The organism is Streptomyces sp. N50 (genome assembly GCF_033335955.1).
Taxonomy (GTDB): Bacteria; Actinomycetota; Actinomycetes; order Streptomycetales; family Streptomycetaceae; genus Streptomyces.
In genome coordinates this window covers 1,992,158-2,014,595 of sequence record NZ_CP137549.1, presented here as the reverse complement: position 1 = coordinate 2,014,595, position 22,438 = coordinate 1,992,158, and the positions used below count along the sequence as shown (strand labels likewise).

17 protein-coding genes are annotated in these 22,438 nt (G+C 70.7%); 11 read left to right on the top strand and 6 right to left on the bottom strand.

Going from position 1 to position 22,438, the window contains the following annotated elements:
* Both R2B38_RS08635 and R2B38_RS08630 read right to left on the bottom strand, forming a co-directional pair.
* Nucleotides 1-489, bottom strand: coding sequence for a PaaI family thioesterase (locus R2B38_RS08635; RefSeq protein ID WP_033286787.1), 489 nt, complete (start codon nucleotides 487-489; stop codon nucleotides 1-3).
* 61 nt (nucleotides 490-550) lie between these two features.
* Nucleotides 551-2,830 (bottom strand): FdhF/YdeP family oxidoreductase, encoded by a 2,280-nt coding sequence (locus R2B38_RS08630; RefSeq protein WP_318015695.1) that lies wholly within the window; start codon nucleotides 2,828-2,830, stop codon nucleotides 551-553.
* Between the two features lie 1,090 nt (nucleotides 2,831-3,920).
* On the opposite strand from R2B38_RS08630, the gene polA reads away from it, so the two are divergent.
* Together polA and R2B38_RS08620 are read left to right on the top strand one after the other, a co-directional pair.
* A complete protein-coding gene (gene polA / locus R2B38_RS08625) occupies nucleotides 3,921-6,659 on the top strand; it encodes a DNA polymerase I (protein ID WP_318015694.1) in 2,739 nt (912 codons plus the stop codon).
* 319 nt (nucleotides 6,660-6,978) lie between these two features.
* Nucleotides 6,979-7,368 carry a hypothetical protein gene (locus R2B38_RS08620; protein WP_318015693.1) on the top strand — a complete coding sequence of 130 codons (390 nt, stop codon included), beginning with the start codon at nucleotides 6,979-6,981 and terminating at the stop codon, nucleotides 7,366-7,368.
* A gap of 38 nt (nucleotides 7,369-7,406) precedes the next feature.
* Here R2B38_RS08620 and R2B38_RS08615 read toward each other — a convergent pair whose 3' ends face one another.
* Nucleotides 7,407-8,270 (bottom strand): DUF4184 family protein, encoded by an 864-nt coding sequence (locus R2B38_RS08615; RefSeq protein WP_318015692.1) that lies wholly within the window; start codon nucleotides 8,268-8,270, stop codon nucleotides 7,407-7,409.
* Between the two features lie 260 nt (nucleotides 8,271-8,530).
* On the opposite strand from R2B38_RS08615, the gene R2B38_RS08610 reads away from it, so the two are divergent.
* The 3 genes from R2B38_RS08610 to R2B38_RS08600 all read left to right on the top strand — a co-directional run bounded on the left by R2B38_RS08610 (nucleotide 8,531) and on the right by R2B38_RS08600 (nucleotide 11,616).
* A complete protein-coding gene (locus tag R2B38_RS08610) occupies nucleotides 8,531-10,282 on the top strand; it encodes a lytic transglycosylase domain-containing protein (protein ID WP_318015691.1) in 1,752 nt (583 codons plus the stop codon).
* 165 nt (nucleotides 10,283-10,447) lie between these two features.
* Nucleotides 10,448-10,582 carry an SPW_0924 family protein gene (locus R2B38_RS08605; RefSeq protein ID WP_106437209.1) on the top strand — a complete coding sequence of 45 codons (135 nt, stop codon included), beginning with the start codon at nucleotides 10,448-10,450 and terminating at the stop codon, nucleotides 10,580-10,582.
* Nucleotides 10,583-10,623: 41 nt separating this feature from the next.
* On the top strand, nucleotides 10,624-11,616 hold the full coding sequence (locus tag R2B38_RS08600; protein ID WP_318015690.1) for a DUF3068 domain-containing protein: 993 nt from the start codon (nucleotides 10,624-10,626) through the stop codon (nucleotides 11,614-11,616).
* On the opposite strand, the gene hrpB is transcribed toward R2B38_RS08600, so the two are convergent.
* Nucleotides 11,606-14,125 (bottom strand): ATP-dependent helicase HrpB, encoded by a 2,520-nt coding sequence (gene hrpB, locus R2B38_RS08595; RefSeq protein WP_318015689.1) that lies wholly within the window; start codon nucleotides 14,123-14,125, stop codon nucleotides 11,606-11,608. The two genes, R2B38_RS08600 and hrpB, sit on opposite strands and share 11 nt — an antisense overlap.
* A gap of 87 nt (nucleotides 14,126-14,212) precedes the next feature.
* The gene (locus R2B38_RS08590; RefSeq protein ID WP_318021612.1) at nucleotides 14,213-15,028 is read right to left on the bottom strand and encodes a class I SAM-dependent methyltransferase; all 816 of its coding nucleotides are present in this window, start codon (nucleotides 15,026-15,028) and stop codon (nucleotides 14,213-14,215) included.
* A gap of 391 nt (nucleotides 15,029-15,419) precedes the next feature.
* On the opposite strand from R2B38_RS08590, the gene rpsA reads away from it, so the two are divergent.
* The 5 genes from rpsA to R2B38_RS08565 all read left to right on the top strand — a co-directional run bounded on the left by rpsA (nucleotide 15,420) and on the right by R2B38_RS08565 (nucleotide 20,987).
* A complete protein-coding gene (gene rpsA / locus R2B38_RS08585) occupies nucleotides 15,420-16,928 on the top strand; it encodes a 30S ribosomal protein S1 (RefSeq protein WP_318021611.1) in 1,509 nt (502 codons plus the stop codon).
* 315 nt (nucleotides 16,929-17,243) lie between these two features.
* Nucleotides 17,244-18,770, top strand: a complete 1,527-nt coding sequence (locus tag R2B38_RS08580) for a flavin monoamine oxidase family protein (protein WP_318021610.1) — start codon at nucleotides 17,244-17,246, stop codon at nucleotides 18,768-18,770.
* Between the two features lie 135 nt (nucleotides 18,771-18,905).
* The gene (locus R2B38_RS08575; protein WP_033287219.1) at nucleotides 18,906-19,844 is read left to right on the top strand and encodes a PAC2 family protein; all 939 of its coding nucleotides are present in this window, start codon (nucleotides 18,906-18,908) and stop codon (nucleotides 19,842-19,844) included.
* 91 nt (nucleotides 19,845-19,935) lie between these two features.
* Nucleotides 19,936-20,556 carry a dephospho-CoA kinase gene (coaE, locus tag R2B38_RS08570; RefSeq protein WP_318015688.1) on the top strand — a complete coding sequence of 207 codons (621 nt, stop codon included), beginning with the start codon at nucleotides 19,936-19,938 and terminating at the stop codon, nucleotides 20,554-20,556.
* 50 nt (nucleotides 20,557-20,606) lie between these two features.
* On the top strand, nucleotides 20,607-20,987 hold the full coding sequence (locus R2B38_RS08565) for a tetratricopeptide repeat protein (RefSeq protein WP_318015687.1): 381 nt from the start codon (nucleotides 20,607-20,609) through the stop codon (nucleotides 20,985-20,987).
* 30 nt (nucleotides 20,988-21,017) lie between these two features.
* Here R2B38_RS08565 and R2B38_RS08560 read toward each other — a convergent pair whose 3' ends face one another.
* Nucleotides 21,018-21,284 (bottom strand): DUF6343 family protein, encoded by a 267-nt coding sequence (locus R2B38_RS08560; RefSeq protein WP_033287227.1) that lies wholly within the window; start codon nucleotides 21,282-21,284, stop codon nucleotides 21,018-21,020.
* A gap of 100 nt (nucleotides 21,285-21,384) precedes the next feature.
* Here R2B38_RS08560 and R2B38_RS08555 point away from each other — a divergent pair, with 100 nt between their 5' ends.
* Nucleotides 21,385-22,299, top strand: a complete 915-nt coding sequence (locus tag R2B38_RS08555) for an acyltransferase domain-containing protein (protein ID WP_318015686.1) — start codon at nucleotides 21,385-21,387, stop codon at nucleotides 22,297-22,299.
* Nucleotides 22,300-22,438 lie beyond the last annotated feature (139 nt).

The window sequence follows — 22,438 nt, the reverse complement described above, 5'->3', positions numbered from 1 at the left end:
TCAGCCCGCGGTGTTCGCGGGGATCGGGTCGCCCGGCTTCAGGTCACGCAGCATGCAGGTCAGCCGCGCGGTGCACACCCGCCGCCCGTCCTCGTCACTGATCACGATCTCGTACGTCGCCGTCGAGCGGCCCCGGTGGACGGGGGTGGCCACGCCGGTCACGAGGCCGGAGCGGGCGCCCCGGTGGTGGGTGCAGTTCAGGTCGACGCCGACGGCGAGCTTCGTGCTGCCGCCGTGCAGCATGGACCCGAGCGAGCCGAGGGTCTCGGCCAGGACGGCGGAGGCGCCGCCGTGCAGCAGTCCGTACGGCTGGGTGTTCCCCTCGACCGGCATGGTGCCCACGACGCGCTCGGCGGACGCCTCGACGATCTCCACGCCCATCCGGGTGCCGAGGTGCCCCGCGGAGAAGAGGGCGACCAGGTCGACGCCGAGCGCCGAGTACTCGTCGATGACGTCCTGCGGGAACTTGCCGTGCTGCTGCTCGCCCATGGGGCCGACTCCGTTCGTCCTGCGTCCGGCTGGTGCACCTGACCGACGACTGAGCGAACGCTCAGTCGGTGGCTGATTGTTCCAGACGTACGACGACGGACTTGCTGGCCGGGGTGTTGCTGGTGTCTGCGGTGGCGTCCAGGGGGACCAGGACGTTGGTCTCGGGGTAGTAGGCGGCGGCGCAGCCCCGGGCCGTCGGATAGTGCACGACCCGGAAACCGGGCGCCCGCCGCTCCACGCCGTCCTTCCACTCGCCGACCAGATCGACGTACGACCCGTCGGCGATCCCGAGCCGGGCGGCGTCGTCGGGGTGGACCATGACGACCCGTCGGCCGTTCTTGATGCCCCGGTAGCGGTCGTCGAGGCCGTAGATCGTGGTGTTGTACTGGTCGTGCGAGCGCAGCGTCTGCAACAGCAGGCGCCCTTCCGGGAGTTCGGGGTATTCGACGGGCGCGGCGGTGAAGTTGGCCTTGCCGGTGGTGGTGGGGAAGCGGCGTTCGTCGCGCGGGGCGTGCGGGAGGGCGAAGCCTCCGGGGTGCGCCACGCGCGCGTTGAAGTCCTCGAAGCCGGGGATCACGCGGGCGATGCGGTCACGGATCGTCGCGTAGTCCTTCTCGAACTCCTCCCAGGGCGTGCGGGATTGGTCGCCGAGGACGCGGCGGGCGAGGCGGCACACGATGGCCGGCTCCGACAACAGGTCGGTGCCCGCGGGCTCCAGGCGGCCGCGGGAGGCGTGCACCATGCCCATGGAGTCCTCGACGGTCACGAACTGCTCGCCGCCGCCCTGGAGATCGCGCTCGGTGCGGCCCAGGCAGGGCAGGATGAGGGCACGCGCGCCCGTGACGGCGTGCGAGCGGTTGAGCTTCGTCGACACGTGCACGGTGAGGCTGGCGCGCCGCATGGCGGCTTCCGTGACCTCGGTGTCGGGGGAGGCGGACACGAAGTTGCCGCCCATGGCGAAGAAGACCTTCGCGTCGCCGTCGCGCAGGGCGCGGATCGCGGCGACGACGTCGTAGCCGTGCTCGCGCGGCGGGGCGAAGCCGAACTCCTTCTCCAGCGCGTCCAGGAACGCGGGCGCGGGCCGCTCGAAGATGCCCATCGTGCGGTCGCCCTGCACATTGCTGTGGCCGCGCACCGGGCACACACCGGCGCCCGGGCGGCCGATGTTGCCGCGCAGCAGAAGGAAGTTGACGACCTCGCGGATGGTCGGGACGGCGTGCTTGTGCTGGGTGAGGCCCATCGCCCAGCACACGATGGTGCGCTCGGAGGCGAGGACCATCTCCAGGGCCTTCTCGATCTCCGGGCGGGTCAGCCCGGTGGCGAGGAGCGTCTCGTCCCAGTCGGCGTCCCGCGCGGCGGCGGCGAACTCCTCGTAGCCGTGGGTGTGTTCGTCGATGAACTCCGTGTCGACCGCGCCCTCCGTCTCAAGGATGAGCTTGTTCAGGAGGCGGAAGAGGGCCTGGTCGCCGCCGATGCGGATCTGCAGGAACAGGTCGGTGAGCGCGGCGCCCTTGAGCATGCCCTGCGGGGTCTGCGGGTTCTTGAACTTCTCCAGGCCCGCCTCGGGCAGCGGGTTCACGCTGATGATCTTCGCGCCGTTGGCCTTGGCCTTCTCCAGGGCGGAGAGCATGCGCGGGTGGTTGGTGCCGGGGTTCTGTCCGGCGACGACGATCAGGTCGGCCTGGTAGAGGTCCTCCAGGAGGACGCTGCCCTTGCCGATGCCGATCGTCTCGCTGAGCGCCGAACCGCTGGACTCGTGGCACATGTTGGAGCAGTCCGGCAGGTTGTTGGTGCCCAACTCCCTTGCGAACAGCTGGTACAGGAACGCTGCCTCGTTGCTGGTCCGGCCCGAGGTGTAGAACAGCGCCTCGTCGGGGGAGCCGAGGGCCGCGATCTCCTCCGCGACGATGTCGAAGGCACGCTCCCAGGAGACCGGTTCGTAGTGCTCGGCCCCTTCGGGGAGATACATGGGATGCGTGAGCCGCCCCTGCTGCCCCAGCCAATACCCGCTGCGGGTCGCGAGATCGGCCACCGGGTGGGCCGCGAAGAACTCCGGGGTGACCCGGCGCAGGGTGGCCTCCTCGGCGACCGCCTTCGCGCCGTTCTCACAGAACTCCGCCGCGTGCCGGTGGTCCGGCTCCGGCCAGGCGCAGCCCGGGCAGTCGAACCCGTCCTTCTGATTGACCCGCAGCAGCGTCAACGCGGTGCGCTTCACACCCATCTGCTGCTGGGCGATGCGCAACGTGTGCCCGATCGCCGGGAGCCCGGCCGCGGCGTGCTTCGGCTCGGTGACCTGCGGGGCGTCCTGGACGGGATCACCCTTGGGCGGCTTCGTGGCCATCGCGGGCCCTCCTTCACTGGCACATGTGCGCTACGTCTTCGATCCTCGCACGGGGCGGTGACATCGCCGAGGTCGGTTCGTGGGATCTATGGGTTCGGGGGGGGGCTGGAGGTGGGGGTGTGTGAGGTGGTGCGGGGTGAGGGGTGGTGCGGGGCGGGGAGTGGGGTGGTGGGGGACGAGGGGTGGTGCGGGGCGGGGAGTGGGGTGGTGGGGGACGAGGGGTGGTGCGGGGCGGGGAGTGGGGTGGTGGGGGACGAGGGGTGGTGCGGGGCGGGGAGTGGGGTGGTGGGGGACGAGGAGTGGGGCGGGACAGGGTGAGGAGTTGTGAGGGGACGCGGAGTGGGGCGGGCTTGTCCGGCTCCTTGCCACTGCGGGTGCCGCTGGTCCGGCGCTCTTCGCCGCCGCGGGTGTTGCCGGTCCGGCGGGTCTTCGGCGCCGCGGGTGCTGCCGTCCGGCCGGCCTGTGCTGCGGCGGGTGCCGCCGGCCTGTGCTGCGGCGGGTGTTGTCCGCCCGTGCTGCGGCGGGTGTTGCCCGCCCGTGCTGCGGTGGGCGGTGTCGGTCCGTCCGATCTTCGCGGCGGTGGGGCGGGGCGGGGCGGGACGCGTCCGGCCGGGTCCGCTGCGGCGACGGTGACCCCTTTGCGTGCGGTGACGGTGACCTCTTCACGCGCGCGTGGTCGATCGCCTCGGCATCTCGCAGCGGCAGGACCTCACTCACGCGCGCGTGGTCGCGCGGCCAACGCCTGACTGCCCTACAGACCGCCCGCAACCTCATTCACGCGCGCGTGACCGCACGGCCACGGAGACCGGTTCTCCTACGACCGTTGCCGCGAGGCGACTGGGCTCACCGCCTTCGCCTTCCGCGGACTCGCCTTCCGCGGGGACAGCCTTCGCCTCCACCCCCGCATTCGCCCCTCCCCCCCGCATTCGCATGCGCCTCCACGCCCCGGGCCACGGCGGTTTCGGCTGCAGTTCCCGCCGTCGCGGCGGCGACTTCCGCCACCCCCGGCGTGAGCCCGCCGTCGCGACCGTGACCTCCGACGCGGCGACCGTGACTCCGACTGTCAGTGGGGCGTGGCAGGATCGGGGGCGTGGCAGAGACAGCATCGAAGAAGACCGACAAGACCTCCGGGAACACCTCCGGCGGAGACCGTCCACGGCTGATGCTGATGGACGGGCACTCGCTGGCCTACCGCGCGTTCTTCGCGCTGCCCGCGGAGAACTTCACGACCGCGACGGGCCAGCCGACGAACGCGATCTACGGCTTCGCGTCGATGCTGGCCAACACCCTGCGTGACGAGGCGCCCACGCACTTCGCGGTGGCCTTCGACGTGTCCCGCAAGACCTGGCGCTCCGAGGAGTTCACCGAGTACAAGGCGAACCGCTCCAAGACCCCGGACGAGTTCAAGGGCCAGGTCGAGCTGATCGGCGAACTGCTCGACACGATGCACGTGTCCCGCTTCGCGGTCGACGGCTTCGAGGCCGACGACGTCATCGCCACCCTCGCCACCCAGGCCGAGGCCGAGGGTTTCGACGTGCTGATCGTCACCGGCGACCGCGACTCCTTCCAGCTCGTGTCCGAGCACACCACCGTGCTCTACCCGACGAAGGGCGTCTCCGAGCTGACCCGGTTCACTCCGGAGAAGGTCGTCGAGAAGTACGGGTTGACGCCCGCCCAGTACCCCGACTTCGCGGCGCTGCGCGGCGACCCGTCCGACAACCTCCCGGGCATCCCCGGTGTCGGCGAGAAGACCGCCGCGAAGTGGATCAACCAGTTCGGTTCGTTCACGGAGTTGGTCGAGCGCGTCGACGAGGTCAAGGGCAAGGCCGGGCAGAACCTCCGCGACCACCTGGACGCCGTCAAGCTCAACCGCCGCCTGACCGAGATGGTCAAGGACGTCGAACTGCCCAAGACCGTCCTCGACTTGGAGCGTGCTCCGTACGACCGCACGGCCCTCGCGATGGTTCTCGACACCCTGGAGATCCGCAACCCCTCCCTGCGTGAGCGCCTGTTGGCCGTCGACCCGGGCAACGAGGAGGCCGACGCGACCCCGCCCGCCGAGAGCGGTGTGGCGGTCGACGGCTCGGTCCTCGGCACCGGCGAACTGACCGGCTGGCTCGCGGACTACGGCACCGAGCCGCTCGGCGTCGCCACCGTCGACACCTGGGCGCTGGGCACCGGTTCGGTGACCGAGGTCGCGCTCGCCACCGCCGGGGGAGCGGCCGCCTGGTTCGACCCCGCCGAGCTGGACGAGAGCGACGAGAACGCGTTCGCGGCCTGGCTGTCGGACGCCGACCGCCCCAAGGTGTTCCACAACGCCAAGGGCGCGATGCGGGTCTTCGCCGAGCACGGCTGGACGATCGCCGGCATCTCCATGGACACCGCGCTCGCCGCCTACCTGGTGAAGCCCGGCCGGCGCTCCTTCGACCTGGACGCGCTGTCCCTGGAGTACCTCGGCCGTGAACTGGCCCCTGCCGCCACGGCAGACGGCCAGCTCGCCTTCGGCGCGGACGACGGCGCCGAGGCGGACGCCCTGATGGTGCAGGCCCGCGCGATCCTCGACCTCGGCGACGCCTTCGGGGAGCGCCTTGAGGAGGTCGGCGCGGCGGACCTGCTCCGTGACATGGAGCTGCCGACGTCGATCCTGCTGGCCCGCCTGGAGCGGTCCGGCATCGCGGCCGACAAGGCGCACCTCGAAGCCATGGAGCAGATGTTCGCCGGTGCCGTGCAGCAGGCGGTGAAGGAGGCGCACGCGGCGGCCGGGCACGAGTTCAACCTCGGCTCGCCCAAGCAGCTCCAGGAAGTCCTCTTCGGCGAACTGGGCCTGCCCAAGACGAAGAAGACGAAGACCGGCTACACGACGGACGCGGACGCGCTGGCCTGGCTGGCCAACCAGACCGAGAACGAACTGCCGGTCATCATGCTCCGCCACCGCGAACAGGCGAAGCTGCGCGTCACCGTAGAAGGCCTGATCAAGACGATCGCGACGGACGGCCGCATCCACACCACGTTCAACCAGACGGTGGCGGCGACCGGCCGCCTGTCGTCGACGGACCCGAACCTGCAGAACATCCCGGTCCGCACGGACGAGGGCAGGGCGATCCGCCGGGGCTTCGTGGTGGGCGAGGGCTACGAGTCCCTCATGACGGCCGACTACAGCCAGATCGAGCTCCGGGTGATGGCCCATCTCTCCGAGGACGAGGGCCTGTTGGAGGCGTTCACCTCGGGCGAGGACCTGCACACCACGGTCGCCTCCCAGGTGTTCTCGGTCGAGGGTTCCGCGGTCGACGCGGAGATGCGCCGCAAGATCAAGGCGATGTCGTACGGCCTCGCCTACGGCCTGTCCGCCTTCGGCCTCTCCCAGCAGTTGAACATCGACGCGGGCGAGGCGCGGGTCCTGATGGACACGTACTTCGAGCGCTTCGGCGGTGTACGGGACTATCTGCGCCGCGCGGTCGACGAGGCGCGGGCGACGGGCTACACGGCGACCCTCTTCGGCCGCCGCCGCTACCTCCCCGACCTCAACAGCGACAACCGCCAGCGCCGTGAGGCGGCTGAGCGGATGGCGTTGAACGCGCCCATCCAGGGCACGGCTGCGGACATCGTCAAGATGGCCATGCTCAAGGTCGACACCGCCCTGCGCGAGGCCGCCCTCAAGTCCCGCATGCTCCTCCAGGTCCACGACGAAATCGTCCTGGAGATCGCCCCCGGGGAACGCGCGGCCACAGAGGAACTGGTCCGCCACGCGATGGCCGGCGCGGTCCACCTCCGGGCCCCGCTGGACGTCTCGGTGGGCGTGGGGCCGGACTGGGAGTCGGCCGCGCACTAGCCTCCGGCGGTCGGGTGGGGGTTGTGCGGGAGGTTTCTCCGGCCGGGGTGGGGGTGTGCCGGCCGGGCTGGGACGGGGTGTGGTGCGGGTGGTCCGGGAGGGGTCGGGTGCGGGCCGGCTGGCGTGGGCGGGCGCGCCCCTGACCTCTGCTTTGACCCGCCCCGCAGGGCATCCGCCCCGCACCCCACCCCGCCCGGCACACACCCGCCCCGGCCACAGAAACCCCCCGCACACCCCCCACCCAACCCCCGGAGGGCCCGTCACCCGCGTGGCCCCGCCGGAAGCGCCCCCCGCCCCCGGCGACCGTAAGGATGCGGGCATGGGTATACGCACGCTCCACCGCCGGACGGCCCAGGTGCGGGCAGCGGGCGACGCCGCCGCGCACGGTGCGCGCCGCCCGCCGGTCCCGGCCCTCTCGGCCGGCGCAAGCACCGCCCGCATCCCCGCCGACCTCGCGATGGCCGTCCAGCACACGGCCGCAGGACTCCGGCGACGCCTCACGTTCCGGGACGACACCGCCGTAGACCCCCGGGAACAGGCCAGACATCCGCAGGGACCCGCCATCACTCCCACCGGCACCCCTGTGTGGCGGCTCTGGGCCGACCTGGGGCGCAGCTACCTGGACCTCGTCCTCACCCGGATCCCGAGGTCACCCTCCGCGCACACCATGACGGTGTTCATCGCGACCCCGCCGGGCGGCTCGGTGTGACCGAGTCCCCCTCGGCCCTCCACCGCCCCTGACCATGCTCAGCGCGAGTCGGCGCCACGGTCCCGCCCCGCGCTGACCTCGTCCGGGCCGGCGGACCCCCCTGTCGCCGCCGGGCGCCACACGCGGACTCCGGCCGCGTACAGCAGCACGCCCAGCACCAGCCCCGCGCCCGCGCCGAAGCACAGGGTCGGGATCAGGTCCCAGGGGGTCGCCGTCGAGCCCCAGTAGGCCCACCAGGTCGACGCCCTTTCCGCCGCCGCGGTCAGGGCGCAGGCGGCCAGGACGGCTCCGGCCGCCCACCGGTCCCGTACCGACAGCTCGGGCACCCCCACCGGCTCGGTGGCCGGAACCCGTCGTAGCGCACGCACCACGAACGCGGTGATCAGCAGCGCGCCGATCGCCGAACTGCCGTACTGCAGCGCCGAGAACAGCGGCCTGCCGCCCACCTCCCGGTCGAGGACGGGGAACAGGCGTACGCCCCACCGGTCGTGGTGCGTGAACGCGTCCCACACGACGTGGGTCAGGCCGCCGAGGACCGCCGAGACGTACCACCAGGCGACCAGTGACGGGGTCGCACGCGCGCGTGGAGCGCCGCAGCGCAACAGGGTCGCCGTCCGGGCCTGGCGGGTGCGCGGGAGCAGGGCCACCAGGGGTTCGCGCAGCAGCAGCCACAGGCCGACCGTCGCCCAGGTGATCGCGACGTCGACGGTGAGGACGCCCGGGAAGGAGTGCGTGACCTCACCGAACTCCATGGCTCCGGGGACCGCACTCGCCGCGTAGTACGTCATGTCGGGGGCGAAGGAACCCGCCACCAGCACCGCCGGTACGAGACGCCCGCGCCCCCTTCCGTCGCCGCGCACGGCGGGCAGTACGGCGGCGGCATGACTCAAGGTGAACGGCAACGGGGCTCCCCGTAGGAGACATCGGCACATGGCCAAGCGGTGAATAACGGTCACCAACGGGTGCCCGTGCAAAGCAAGTTGTCGTAGGGTCGCCTGGGTCCCCGCGCGGGGCCTGCGGACGGGCGGAGGCGGAGAACAGAAGTACACACCATCCGATAACGACCACGAGGGCAACCTGCGGGGCGGGTCGACCGTCACAACAGGCGCAGAGGCAACAGACAGAGGTGGGCGCTCGGGCGTCCCTGGGAGGGGTTCACTCCATGACGGCGCATTTCGGCAGGCGGCTGCGCAAGGGTGCGGCGACGACGGCGGTGGCCGCGGCAGCGGTCGCGGCACTGTCCGCGTCCCAGGCTCCGGCGGTGACCGGCGGCCACAGAACGCTCGCCACCGGCCAGGCGACGCCCGACGGGAGCACCGACCACAGCGCCACCGGAGACTCGCCGTACTACACGGACCTCCCGCCCCTGAGCAGCCCCGTACCGAGCCCGAGCGACAGCCAGTCGCCGTCCATAGGGACCCCGGTCTCGGTGGGCGAGGCCGAGGCCGGCATCCCGGCGACCGTCCTCGACGCCTACAAGAAGGCCGAGACCGAACTCGCCGCCTCCAAGCCCGGCTGCAACCTGCCCTGGCAACTCCTCGCCGCCATCGGCAAGGTGGAGTCCGGCCAGGCCCGCGGCGGCCAGGTCGACGCGGACGGCACCACGACCTCCAAGATCCTGGGCCCCGCGCTCGACGGCAACGGCTTCGCGCTCATCAAGGACACCGACCACGGTCTGTACGACGGCAACAGCACGTACGACCAGGCCGTCGGACCCATGCAGTTCATCCCGTCCACCTGGGCCTGGGCGGGACGCGACGGCAACGGCGACGGGGTCAAGGACCCCAACAACGTCTACGACGCCGCACTCGCCGCCGGCCACTACCTGTGCCGCAACGACTGGAACCTGTCGACCGACGCGGGCCTGCGCAGCGCGATCCTCAGCTACAACAACTCGACGGACTACCTGAACACGGTCCTGTCCTGGCTGGAGTACTACCGCAAGGGCACCCACTCGGTCCCGGACGGCACGGGCACCGTCCCGTCGGGCCGCAGCGACGACAACTCCCCGTCCACTCCTACGACTTCACCCTCGTCGTCGACTCCGAGCACCCCGTCGACCCCCTCCGCGCCGAGCACTCCGTCGGCCCCGTCCACGCCGGGCACCCCGTCGCAGACGCCCACCCCGACGCCCACGCCCACGCCGACCCCCACCGACACGGTGGCCAAGCTCGCGGACGCGGGTACGGCGAAGCTCACGGCGGTCGCGGGCGAGCAGTTCAGCAAGAGGATCAGCACCAAGGCCCAGACCTCGGCGGGCAAGACCGTCGCCAAGGTCAGGATCCGGTTCACGATCGTCGGGACCACGGACGCCACGTTCGTCGGCGGCGAGAAGGTCGCCCCGGTCACCACCAACGCCTCGGGTGTGGCCGTCGCCCCGGCCCTCCAAGCCGGCGAGACGACCGGTGACTTCACCGTCCGCGCGACCGTCGTCGGCCGTACGATCGCCGGTCTCGACTACGCGGCCAGCGTCACGCCCCGCGTGGCCGACACTCTGGTCCGCACCAGCACCACGGCGCTGACCTGCACCCCGGGCGGCGAGTTCGCCGACCAGGTCGAGGTGAAGGCCACGGAGAACGGCGCGGTCGCCGACAAGGTCGCCGCCACCGCGACCCTCATCAAGGCCGCCGACGACGCCACCGAGAACGACAAGGGCCCCTACTTCAAGGACGCGGACGGCAAGACCGTACGCACCCTCACGGGCCTGGCCACGGACGCCGACGGCCTCCTGAAGCTGCCGAAGCTGTACGCCGACGACACCACCGGCACCTTCCTGCTCCGCATCACCACCACGGGCGGCGCGACCCTCACGGTCGAACTGACCGTGACGGCGGCCGACACCTCGTCGTCCAGCCCGAGCGCGAGCCCGAGTGCCAGCGCCAGCACGAGCAGCTCCGCGACACCGAGCGCATAGCCCGGCCGTACGACCGCAGGACACAGGGGCGCCCTCCGCCACGGCGGACGGGCGCCCTCGTCGTGTCCGCCCCTCGTGCGTGTGCAACGTGTTCTCATCTCGCCCGTGCGTTGCTACGGTGCCGGACCTGACGACCTATCAGTTCCTGTCTGTCGGGAGGCCGGCATGCGTGCCCTGATCGCCGCCGCGACCGGACTCGTGCTCGCGTTCGCGCTGGTCCTGACCATCACCGCGATGGGTTCACCGATGGGCAAGACCTCCCCGAAACCGCTGCTGACGACGGTGCCCGCGCACCCGTAAACGCTTGCGCAAGCGTTTAACTCCCTGGGATGGAGGCCGAGATGCGCCGCAAGGCCAGCCTGATCCTGCTCGCCCTCGCCGTGTTCTTCACGGCGCTGTCCCCGCTGATGCGCTGGTACGCCTTCCCGCGCCTGGCCAAGATCCCGGCGAACCAGTACCAGGACATGGTCCTGGAGGCGAAGAACGCCACCCTCCTCGACTACGGCACCATGCAGGCCAAGACGGTCCCCAAGGTCACCATCGTGCAGACCCTCAAGGGCAACGTCGAAGCCGCGAAGAAGATCGACAAGACGGCCGGCCGGGACGTCGTCGTCTGGGATGGGCTGTCCTACGTGCAGGGCCCCGACGGCAAGATGGTCTCCTCCATCCCCGAGCGCTACATCTTCGACGCGCACACCCAGGATCCCGTCCACGCCACCGGTGAGATGGTCGACGGCGACCCGGTGAAACGGGACGGCATCGAGTTCAAGTGGCCGTTCCTGACGCAGAAACGGGACTACGAGTACTTCGACGCGCAGACCCGCACCACCAACCCCATCCACTACAAGGGCACCCAGAACTTCCGCGGCGTCAAGGTCTACTACTTCGAGCAGACCATCCCCTGGACCAAGGTCCCCTTCCCGAAGACGATGCCCGTGAAGGGCATCACCCCGGAGTCCGTCGCCAAGACGGGCACCACCCGCTGGTACACCACGGTCCGCAGGTTCTGGGTCGAACCGGTCACCGGGGCACCGGTCTACGGCGAGGAGATCCACAAGGAGGAGCTGCGCGGCGGCACACTCCTGGGGGGCCGGGACAAGGTGACGGCGTTCGCCGGCGACGTGAAGATGCGCGAGGACTACATCAAGCACACCGTCGCCCTGGTGAAGTCCAACCGCACCCTCGTCCTCCTGATGGTCTCCTACCTCCCCTGGGGCTTCCTGACCCTCGGCCTGCTCCTGCTGGCCCTCTCCCTCTACCTGGAGGCCCGCGGCAGGCGCCCCGGAGACCCCGCCCCCACCGAGGTCCACGAACCGGAACCGGTCACCGCCTGAGCCGCGCGTTGGTGAACCGCGTGGCCTCGGCGGCGGCCGGATCCTCCGGCCACGGATGCTTCGGATACCGCCCCCGCAACTCGGCCCGCACGCCCTTGTAGCCGTCCTTCCAGAAGGACGCGAGATCGGCGGTGACGGCGGCGGGCCGCCCGGCGGGGGAGAGGAGGTGCACGAGCACGGGCACCCCGGCGACGCTCGGCGACTCGTGCAGCCCGAACATCTCCTGCAACTTCACGGCGAGCACGGGCTGTTCAGGATTCCCGTAGTCGATCCGGATCCTGGACCCGCTCGGCACGAGGAACCGCTCCGGAGCCAACTCGTCCAACCGCCCCGCGTCCCCCGAGGCCCACGGCAACAACCGCCGCAGCCCCTGCCCCGCCTCGATCCGCCCCAGATCCCCCCGCCGCCGAGCCCGCCCCAACTCCGGCTCCAGCCACTCGTCCACACGCGCGTGGAGCGCATCGTCGGACACATCGGGCCAAGGCTCCCCGACATTCAGATGCAGGAACGCCAGCCGCTGCCGCAGCACTTGAGCATCGTCGGACCACCGCAACAGCCCGAACCCTTCCTGCCGCAGCCCGTCGACCAGTGCCTCTCGTACGGCAACGGGGTCGGCGTTCTTCAGAGGCCGCACCGCCAACTCGACGGCCCCGAGCCGCTCGACGCGCCGGGCCACGACATCGCCGCCGGCCCAGTGGACCTCGTCCACCTCGCTGAGCAGAGCCCCGGCCGCGAACCGGGCGATGTCCTCGTCGACGACGGCCCCGAGCTGCACGCGTGCGTGCCCCTTGCCGATGGGGCGGTCGGCCACGGCGACGGCGATCCAGGGCGCCCCGCGCAGGGCACTGGCTTCGCCGACCTCGGCACGGGTGCCGGAGACGAGGAGGTAGGAGCCGCCGTCGGCTTTGGCGACGCGTTCGGGGTAGGCGAGGGCGGCGACGAGTCCGACGGCACGGTCATCGCTTGTGACGTTCACTTCTTGAGGGGCGTAACGGGTGGGCGGGCGGGAAATTTCCGCCCCCACGGCCCGCAGCCGCCGAACCTCCGCACGCCACCGCCCGGCATAGGCGTCCCCTCCACGCCGGGCACTCCGCAAAGCCCCGGCAAGATCATCCCCGTAAGCCCGCGGCGCCTCCTCACTGAGCAGTGCGACAACCTCGGCGCCGGCCGGACCCGAGTCCAACAGGGCCCGCCCCAGCCGGGGATGGAGCCCCAGCCGAGCCAACTGCACACCCCGAGCCGTGGCCCGCCCACCCGGGTCGACGGCACCCACGGCCGCCAGAACACCCCGAGCCGCCGCCATCGCCCCGGAGGGAGGCGCATCCAGCAACGCCAGCCCCGACGCCCCAGGATCCCCCCAGCACGCCGCCTGCAGGGCGAACGCCGTCAGATCGGCCACCTTGATCTCCGGTGCGGGAAAACGCGGCAGACGGGAATCCTCGGCCTCGGCCCAGCACCGGTACACCGCCCCCGGAGCCTCACGCCCGGCCCGCCCCGCCCGCTGCCGCCCGGCAGCCTGCGACGCCCGTACCGTCGCGAGCGCGCTCAGCCCGCGCGCGTGATCGACCCGAGGCTCCCGCGCCAACCCCGAGTCGACGACCACCCGTACGCCGGGAATCGTCAGCGACGACTCCGCAACGGACGTCGCGAGCACGACCCGCCGCCGTGCCCCGGGGGACAGCACCGCGTCCTGGACGGCGGCCGGTGCCCGCCCGTGCACCTGGAGCACCTCGGCCCCGCCCAGGTCGCCCAACTGCCCGGCCACGCGCGCGATTTCCCCGACCCCGGGCAGAAAGCACAGCACGTCCCCGTCCCGCTCGCCCAGCGCCCGCCGGACCGTCGACGCCACGTGCGTGAGCAGCGCCGGGTCTACACGCATCCCGTGCGGCGGCCGTACGGGACGCGCCGGAGGCGTCCAGAGGACCTCCACCGGGTACGCGACACCCTCCGCCTCGACCACCGGCGCATCGCCCAGCAGCCGGGCCCAGCCCTGCGCGTCGGTGGTCGCGGACGCGGCGACCAGCCGCAACTCGGGCCGCAGGGCCTCCCGTACGTCGATCAGGAAGGCGGCCACCGTGTCCGCGTCCAGGTGCCGCTCGTGGCACTCGTCCAGGATCACGGCGTCGACGCCCGCCAACTCCTGGTCCCGTTGCAGCCGTTGGAGCAGCACTCCGGTCGTGACGACCTCCACGCGTGCGTGCCGTCCGACGACCCGCTCGCCGCGCACGGTGTAGCCGACGCTCTCGCCGACCTTCTCGCCCAGCAGCCACGCCATGCGCCGGGCCGCCGCCCGCGCCGCGATCCGCCGCGGCTCGGCGACGACCACCCGCCGCGCGGGCCCCGCGCTTCCCTCACCGAGCAGCCCGGCCAGCGCGAGCGGCACCAGCGTCGTCTTGCCGGTGCCGGGCGGCGCGACGAGCACGGCCGCACCGCCCGCCTCCAGGGCGGCGTCGAGTCCGGGCAGGGCACTGCGGACGGGCAGCGCGTCGAGGGCGTCGTAGCGGATCACGACCCCAGTGTCGTACGCCGTGCGAAACGACCTCTACGCGCGCGTGCCCGCGTTCCGTCAGCCCCTCAGTGGTTCAGCTCAGTGGTTCTACCGGGCGCGTTCGCACACGAAGATCGTCGTCCCGGGGATCAGGTTGCCGCGCAGGGGCGACCAGCCGCCCCACTCGGCCGTGTTCCAGGACGGCCACTCCGGCTCGACCAGGTCCACCAGGCGCAGGTCCGCCGCCACGATGTCCCGGACGCGGTCACCGAGGGTGCGATGGTGCTCCACGTAGACCGCGCGGCCGTCGTCGGCCTGCTCGACGTACGGCGTGCGGTCGAAGTACGAGGCGGAGACCGTCAGGCCTTCGGGGCCCGGTTCGTCGGGGAAGGCCCAGCGGATCGGGTGCGTGGTCGAGAAGACGAACCGGCCGCCGGGCCGCAGCACCCGGCGCACCTCGCGCAGCACCAGCACCGGGTCGGCGACGAACGGCATCACCCCGTACGCCGCGCACACCAGGTCGAAGGACTCGTCCGCGAAGGGCAGCGCGCCGGCGTCGGCGCACACCAGAGGGAACGATCCGCCGATCCGCAGCGCGTGCTGGAGCTGGCGGTGGGAGAGGTCCAGGGCGACCGCGCGGGCACCCTGGGCGGTCAGCCAGCGCGAGCACTGGGCCGCCCCGGCGCCGATCTCCAGGACGTCCTTGCCCTTCAGCTCCTCGGGCGGGCCGAGGAGTTCGGCCTCCACCTCGTCGAGGCCCTCGGGGCCCCACACGAAGCGGTCGTCGCCGAGGAACGTGCCGTGCTCGACCTGGTAGTCGTCCGCGTTCCGGTCCCACCAGCCCCGGTTGGCCCGGGAACTCTCGGTGACGTCGGCGTCACGTCGGGTGGCTTCCGGCTCGAACGCATCGGGCTCTTGGATGATCGGCTCCCTCGTCGTACTCTTCCGTCACCTCTACGGTGCGGCTGTCCCCGGCGGCGTCACTGAAGGGGTGGTTCAGGCCTGCGTGGCCTCGCGGGACACGTTTTGTGCCGGGTATGCGGCGATCCGCCCCGGGTGTGCGCCTTCGCGCATTGACCCTGCCTGGCTGCCCCCGTATGCTACAAGTTGCGCTGCGGGCCTGCGCACCTCAGACGTAGCAGGTTGCGCTCGCATCTGTATGTATGTCCCCTCGGTTTTCGAGGCGCCACCGGACACCTGGTGTTCCGGATCGGCGCTTCCTTGGCTGTCCGGCCTTCTGCAGAGCGAAGCGAAAAAGGCTCTCGGCGTGAGCAGTACCTACGACTTCAATGTCCGTACCGGAGCCCTTTCCCACATGACGAGCAGCACCGAGACCACCGCCACCACCCCGCAGGTAGCGGTCAACGACATCGGTAACGAGGAAGCCTTCCTCGCCGCGATCGACGAGACGATCAAGTACTTCAACGACGGCGACATCGTCGACGGCGTCATCGTGAAGGTCGACCGGGACGAGGTCCTGCTCGACATCGGTTACAAGACCGAAGGTGTCATCCCGAGCCGCGAGCTCTCGATCAAGCACGACGTCGACCCGAACGAGGTCGTCAAGGTCGGCGACGAGATCGAAGCCCTTGTTCTCCAGAAGGAGGACAAGGAAGGCCGCCTGATCCTCTCGAAGAAGCGCGCCCAGTACGAGCGCGCCTGGGGCACCATCGAGAAGATCAAGGAAGAGGACGGCATCGTCACCGGTACCGTCATCGAGGTCGTCAAGGGTGGACTCATCCTCGACATCGGCCTCCGTGGCTTCCTGCCGGCTTCTCTCGTCGAGATGCGCCGTGTCCGCGACCTCCAGCCCTACGTGGGCAAGGAGCTCGAGGCCAAGATCATCGAGCTGGACAAGAACCGCAACAACGTGGTCCTGTCCCGCCGTGCCTGGCTGGAGCAGACCCAGTCCGAGGTCCGCCAGACGTTCCTCACGACCCTCCAGAAGGGTCAGGTCCGCTCCGGCGTGGTTTCCTCGATCGTCAACTTCGGTGCCTTCGTGGACCTGGGTGGCGTCGACGGTCTGGTCCACGTCTCCGAGCTGTCCTGGAAGCACATCGACCACCCCTCCGAGGTTGTCGAGGTCGGCCAGGAAGTCACCGTCGAGGTCCTCGACGTGGACATGGACCGCGAGCGCGTCTCCCTGTCGCTGAAGGCGACCCAGGAAGACCCGTGGCAGCAGTTCGCCCGCACCCACCAGATCGGCCAGGTCGTGCCCGGAAAGGTCACGAAGCTGGTTCCGTTCGGTGCGTTCGTCCGCGTGGACGAGGGCATCGAGGGTCTGGTGCACATCTCCGAGCTGGCCGAGCGCCACGTGGAGATCCCGGAGCAGGTCGTCCAGGTCAACGACGAGATCTTCGTCAAGGTCATCGACATCGACCTCGAGCGCCGTCGCATCAGCCTCTCGCTGAAGCAGGCCAACGAGGCCTTCGGTGCCGACCCGGCCACGGTCGACTTCGACCCGACGCTGTACGGCATGGCCGCGTCGTACGACGACCAGGGCAACTACATCTACCCCGAGGGCTTCGACCCCGAGACCAACGACTGGCTCGAGGGCTTCGAGGCTCAGCGCGAGGTGTGGGAGACCCAGTACGCCGAGGCGCAGCAGCGCTTCGAGCAGCACCAGGCGCAGGTCATCAAGTCCCGCGAGGCCGACGCCCAGGCGGCGGCCGAGGGCGTCGACACGGCGGGTGCGGCTCCGGCCGCGGCCGGTGGTGGCGGCGGCGGTTCGTACTCCTCCGAGGGTGCGGACACCTCCGGTGCGCTGGCGTCCGACGAGGCGCTCGCCGCGCTGCGTGAGAAGCTGGCCGGCGGCCAGAGCTGAGCGCTGCCGCTGAGGCTTAGCCGTTAGCTGAGGGGCCGTACCTTTCGAGGTGCGGCCCCTCAGTCGTGTGCGTGGACGGTCGTCATGCGGCTGCCGGTGCGTTGTGGCTGGTCGCGCAGTTCCCCGCGCCCCTGGCGGGGTTTCCCTCGACTTTGTAGAAACGTGCGGGATACATCAGTAACTGCTGTGCCGTAACTGGGTGTTGGGACGCTTCCTCGGTCATTCATGATCGGAAAGGGGAGCCGGACCATGGCAAGCAACCAGAGCCGACGTGCTTTTCTGCGGAACGTGGGTCTCACCGGTGGCGCGGGCACGATGTTCGCCACCATGGGGGCCCTCGGACTCGCCCCCACCGCGCAGGCCGCCCAGCGGGAACAGCCCTTCCGCGCCCTGAGCGCGAGCGACTTCCACCTCACCGGACGCGGCGCGGCGAAGGTCGTGATCGTCGGCGGTGGCATCGCCGGACTGACCACGGCGTACGAACTGGGCAAGGCCGGCTACGACTGTACGATCCTGGAGGCCAGGGACCGTACCGGCGGCCGCAACTTCACCGTCCGGGGCGGGGACACGACGACCGACCTGTACGGCAACCGGCAGACCGCCCGTTTCGCCGACGGGCACTACATGAACTGCGGCCCCGCGCGGATCCCGCAGTGGATGGTCACCCTCGACTACTGCCGTGAACTCGGCGTCCCCATCCAGGTGTTCACCAACGTCAACGCGGACGCGTACATCTACAACGAGTCCACCGGCATGACCAAGCCCGAGCGCTACCGCACCGCCAAGGCCGATGTCTACGGCTATGTCTCGGAGTTGCTCGCCAAGGCCACCGACAAGGGCGCCCTGGACAAGGAGTTGACCGCCACCGACCAGGAGAGGCTCGTCGAGTTCCTCAAGGGCTGGGGAGAGCTCGGGGACAAACTGACCTACGAAGGCGGTGACTTCCGCGGGTACTCGACCGTCCCGGCCGCCGCGGGCACTCCTGGTGTGCTGCTCGGGGACGTGCCCACTGCCTCCGAAGTCCTCGCCAGCGGTGTCGGCCGCTACTTCTCCTTCGAATTCGGCTTCGACCAGGCCATGTTGATGTTCCAGCCGGTCGGCGGCATGGACCAGATACCCAAGGCCCTCACCCGGGCGATCGGCGCACACCGCATCCGTACCGGAGCGGCCGTCTCGAAAATCACCGACAAGGGGAGTGGCGTTTCCGTCACTTACACCCAGGGCGGCCGTACGAAGGTGATCGAGGCCGACTACTGCGTCGGCGCCCTGCCGCCCAACATCCTCGCCAAGATCCCGCACAACCTCGGCACCGGCGTCCAGACCGCGCTGGAGGCGATCACCCCGTCGTCCGCCGCGAAGATCGGCCTGGAGTACAAGTCCCGTTGGTGGGAACTGGATCACCGGATCTACGGCGGCATCACCGAGACCGACCAGGACGTCACCCACATCTGGCACCCTTCTTACGGCTTCCACGGTGAGCGGGGCGTCCTGATCGGGTACTACAACTACGACGACGACGCGGACTCCTACGCGAAGCTCACCCCCAAGGGGCGGGAAGAGCGGGCGGTGGCCGTGGGCGTGAAGATCTACGGCGAGAAGTACCGCAGCGAGCTGGCCTCGTCCTTCTCCCACCACTGGCGTCAGACGCCCCACCTGGAGGCCGCGTGGCACGACACCCCCGGTGGCCCCGACGACGCCCGCTACAAGCCGCTCAACGACCCCACCGGACGCGTCTACTTCGCCGGCGACTGGCTCAGCTACACCGACGCCTGGCAGCACGGCGCGTTCTCCTCCGCCCGCAAGGCCGTGACCGCACTCCACGCGCGCGTGCTGTCCTCGTGACGTGGACGCCCTCCTGGTGACACAGGGGAGCGGTGCATGAAAAGCCCGTAAGAGGTGCCTGATCAGGGGCATGGGCGGGAATGCCCATGCCCTGGAGGGCGTTGTGCAGTACGAACACGAGGAGGAGCGGTCACTGTGCTTGATCCGCAGGGTTTGTACGCATGGGAGCCGAAGGGCCTGGCAGTCGTCGACATGGCGCTCGCACAGGAGTCGGCCGGTCTTGTCATGCTCTACCACTTCGACGGATACATCGACGCGGGCGAGACCGGCGACCAGATCGTCGAACGTCTGCTCGATACGTTGCCCCACCAGCTCGTGGCCAGCTTCGACCACGACCGGCTCGTCGACTACCGCGCCCGCCGCCCGCTGCTCACCTTCAAGCGGGACCGCTGGACCGACTACGAAGAGCCCACCCTGGACGTACGACTGGTCCAGGACGCCACCGGAGCCCCCTTCCTGCTCCTTTCCGGCCCCGAGCCGGACGTGGAGTGGGAGCGCTTCGCCGCGGCCGTCCAGCAGATCGTGGAGCGGCTCGGCGTCCGGCTGTCCGTGAACTTCCACGGCATCCCCATGGGCGTCCCGCACACCCGGCCCGTCGGCGTCACGCCGCACGGCAACCGCAACGACCTCGTCCCGGGGCACCGCAGCCCGTTCGACGAGGCGCAGGTCCCCGGCAGCGCCGAGGCGCTCGTCGAGTATCGCCTCATGGAGGCCGGTCACGACGTCCTGGGCGTCGCCGCGCACGTCCCGCACTACATCGCCCGCTCGCCCTACCCGGACGCGGCCCTGACCGTCCTGGAGGCCATCACGGCGGGCACCGGACTGGTGCTCCCGGGCATCGCGCACTCCCTGCGCACCGAGGCCCACCGCACCCAGACCGAGATCGACCGCCAGATCCAGGAGGGCGACGAGGAGCTCGTGGCGCTCGTCCAGGGCCTGGAGCACCAGTACGACGCCGCCGCGGGCGCCGAGAGCCGCGGCAACATGCTCGCCGAGCCCGTCGAGATCCCCTCGGCGGACGAGATCGGGCAGGAGTTCGAGCGCTTCCTGGCGGAGCGCGAGGGCGACAACTAGGGCGTGCCAGGGCCTCTCCGCCGGACGGGTCCTGAGCGGTTGCCGCCGGTCACCGCGTGCCCTGTCAGTGACAGGCCGTAGGCTTCGGTCCATGCTGAAGGTCGGCCTCACCGGGGGCATCGGTGCCGGTAAGAGTGAAGTGTCGCGGCTGCTCGTGGGGCACGGCGCCGTGTTGATCGACGCCGACCGCATCGCGCGCGAGGTCGTCGCGCCCGGAACTCCCGGGCTCGCGGCGGTCGTCGAGGCCTTCGGGGAGGACGTGCTCGGCGAGGACGGCGCCCTGGACCGGCCGAAGCTGGGCTCCATCGTCTTCGCCGACCCCGAGAAGCTGGCCGTTCTCAACGAGATCGTGCACCCCCTGGTCGGCAGGCGGTCCCGCGAGCTGGAAACGGCGGCGGCGGACGACTCCGTAGTGATCCACGACGTCCCCCTCCTCGCCGAGAACGCCCTCACCGCGCTGTACGACCTGGTGATCGTCGTCGACGCGAGCCCCGAGACCCAGCTCGACCGGCTGGTCAGGCTGCGCGGGATGACCGAGGACGACGCACGCGCGCGTATGGCCGCCCAGGCGACGCGCGAGAAGCGGCTCGCCATCGCGGACATCGTCATCGACAACGACGTACCGCTGGAGGCGCTGGAGCGGCGCGTACGGGACGTATGGGCCGAACTCGTGCGCAGGGCGCACGCGCCCCAGCAGCCCCCTCAGGAATAGCGGCCCTTTCCGCGGGCGTTGAAACGTCCGAGTGAGGGAAGGACTTTGCCGTGCCCGAGAACAGCGGAACGACCGGACGTACTCCGGAGACGCATGTCATCGACTTCCGCGCCGCCGAGCAACTGCTCGAAGCGCGGGACCCGCGGGGCGCGGTGAAGCTGCTCGACCGCGTCATCGACGCGCACCCGGAGAACACCGCCGCGCGCCTGCTGCGCGCGCGTGCCTTCTTCGCGGCCGCGCAACTGCGCCCCGCCGAACTGGAGTTCACCATCGTCCTGGAGCGCGAGCCGGACAACGCCTTCGCGCACTTCGCGCTCGCCCGCACCTACGAGCGACAGGGCCGCGCCGACCAGGCCAAACGCCACTTCCGGCTGGCCGCCGCGCTCGATCCGAAACCGCAGTACCTGAAGGCGGCCCGGTTCGAGGAGTAGGCGCACGCCTGTAGGGCGCGCTCGCGCACGTCAGGGGTGGCGGTGCTCCGGTGGCCGGTACGGCGGGACGTCCGGGCCCGGCTGGTAGTGCGGGCCCTGGCGCATGTGTCTGAGGATCATGGTCATGTCGATCGTGACGATCAGCCACAGCACCGCGCAGGCCGCCGCCCACCCGGGGCGGCCGGCGAGCGCGAACGCGACCGTGCCGAAGATCGTCCAGACCAGCCCCCAGACGCTCAGCCAGAACCGCGTCCGCAGCGGACTGCGCGCGGTCGTCGGCTCACTGCCTGTACGCATCGGAATCACTACTCCTCCTTGCAACGTACTCTTCGGCTCGGACGTTCTCCACAGGGCTTCACAAGGCTCCACAGGGCTCCACAGGGAGGGGAAGCGCATCGTGCTGCCGGACGCCGACGAACTGCCCGAGGTCCTGCTCGACCTCGCCGTACCCCATGAGGACATCAACGAACTGGTGCGACTGCGCCGGGTGTTGACGCGGGACCCCGACGCGACGCGGCTCCTGGAGGAGTGCGTCGGCGAGCTGATCAAGGACATCGGGGAGCACGGCCACTGGACCCGGCTCACCGAGCTGCTCCTGGCCCGGCTGCCCGAGGCCCCGCCCGAGATCGGCGGCTACTTCCCTGTGTACGTGTTCGTCGCCGCGCTGCCCGCCACGCGCGCGTACCACCGCGAACGCGGCATCCCCGCCGACGTCTCCCGGCGCACCCTCGCCGACCTGGGACGCAACATCGCGGTGCACCACAGGCGGTTCGGCGGGCCGGGGCTGCCGTTCCCGCAGTGGCTCGTCCCGCACTTCCGCGGCGAGCTGTACCAGTTGGGACGGCTGCAGTTCGAACGGGCGCGGCTCGGCGAGCGCAGTGCGCAGGCGCTCACGGAGGCCGGGCTGGACGCGGCGCCCGGGGCGCCCTGCCTGAACCTGCACATCCCCGACTACTCCGGGCCGCTCACCCCGGCCGCCTGCGAGCGCTCGCTGGAGCTGGCCCGCGCGTTCTTCGCCCGGCACTTTCCCGAGGAGCGTCACGAGGCCGCGACCTGCCACTCCTGGCTGCTCGACCCGCAGTTGAAGCGGTACCTCCCGGTCGAGTCCAACATCGTCCGCTTCCAGGAACGGTTCCGGGTGATTCGCGAGGACACGGAGCCGGCCGACACCGAGCCGGTGCAGTTCGTGTTCGGGCATCCCGAGCTGGCGGTGGAGAACCTGCCGCGGCGTACGTCCGTGGAGCGGGCCGTCGGGAATCATCTGCGGGCCGGCGGGCACTGGTACATCGGGCACGGGTGGTTTCCGCTCTGATCCCGGCCCGGCTTCGACCCCCGACAGTTGCCTTTCTGGCCAACCGTTGCCTCGCTGAAGGGAATTGACTCGTACGGGTGAACCAGTGCGAGTCGGGAACGGGCGTGCGGACGCGGTCCGTTGGACGGGCATGCGAATC

Bases quoted from the DNA above. Each gene is read 5' to 3' on its own strand.
- R2B38_RS08635 (WP_033286787.1), bottom strand. From the start codon at position 489: ATGGGCGAGCAGCAGCACGGCAAGTTCCCGCAGGACGTCATCGACGAG.
- R2B38_RS08630 (WP_318015695.1), bottom strand. From the start codon at position 2,830: ATGGCCACGAAGCCGCCCAAGGGTGATCCCGTCCAGGACGCCCCGCAG.
- R2B38_RS08620 (WP_318015693.1), top strand. From the start codon at position 6,979: ATGGGTATACGCACGCTCCACCGCCGGACGGCCCAGGTGCGGGCAGCG.
- R2B38_RS08610 (WP_318015691.1), top strand. From the start codon at position 8,531: ATGACGGCGCATTTCGGCAGGCGGCTGCGCAAGGGTGCGGCGACGACG.
- R2B38_RS08605 (WP_106437209.1), top strand. From the start codon at position 10,448: ATGCGTGCCCTGATCGCCGCCGCGACCGGACTCGTGCTCGCGTTCGCG.
- R2B38_RS08600 (WP_318015690.1), top strand. From the start codon at position 10,624: ATGCGCCGCAAGGCCAGCCTGATCCTGCTCGCCCTCGCCGTGTTCTTC.
- rpsA (WP_318021611.1), top strand. From the start codon at position 15,420: ATGACGAGCAGCACCGAGACCACCGCCACCACCCCGCAGGTAGCGGTC.
- R2B38_RS08580 (WP_318021610.1), top strand. From the start codon at position 17,244: ATGTTCGCCACCATGGGGGCCCTCGGACTCGCCCCCACCGCGCAGGCC.
- coaE (WP_318015688.1), top strand. From the start codon at position 19,936: ATGCTGAAGGTCGGCCTCACCGGGGGCATCGGTGCCGGTAAGAGTGAA.
- R2B38_RS08560 (WP_033287227.1), bottom strand. From the start codon at position 21,284: ATGCGTACAGGCAGTGAGCCGACGACCGCGCGCAGTCCGCTGCGGACG.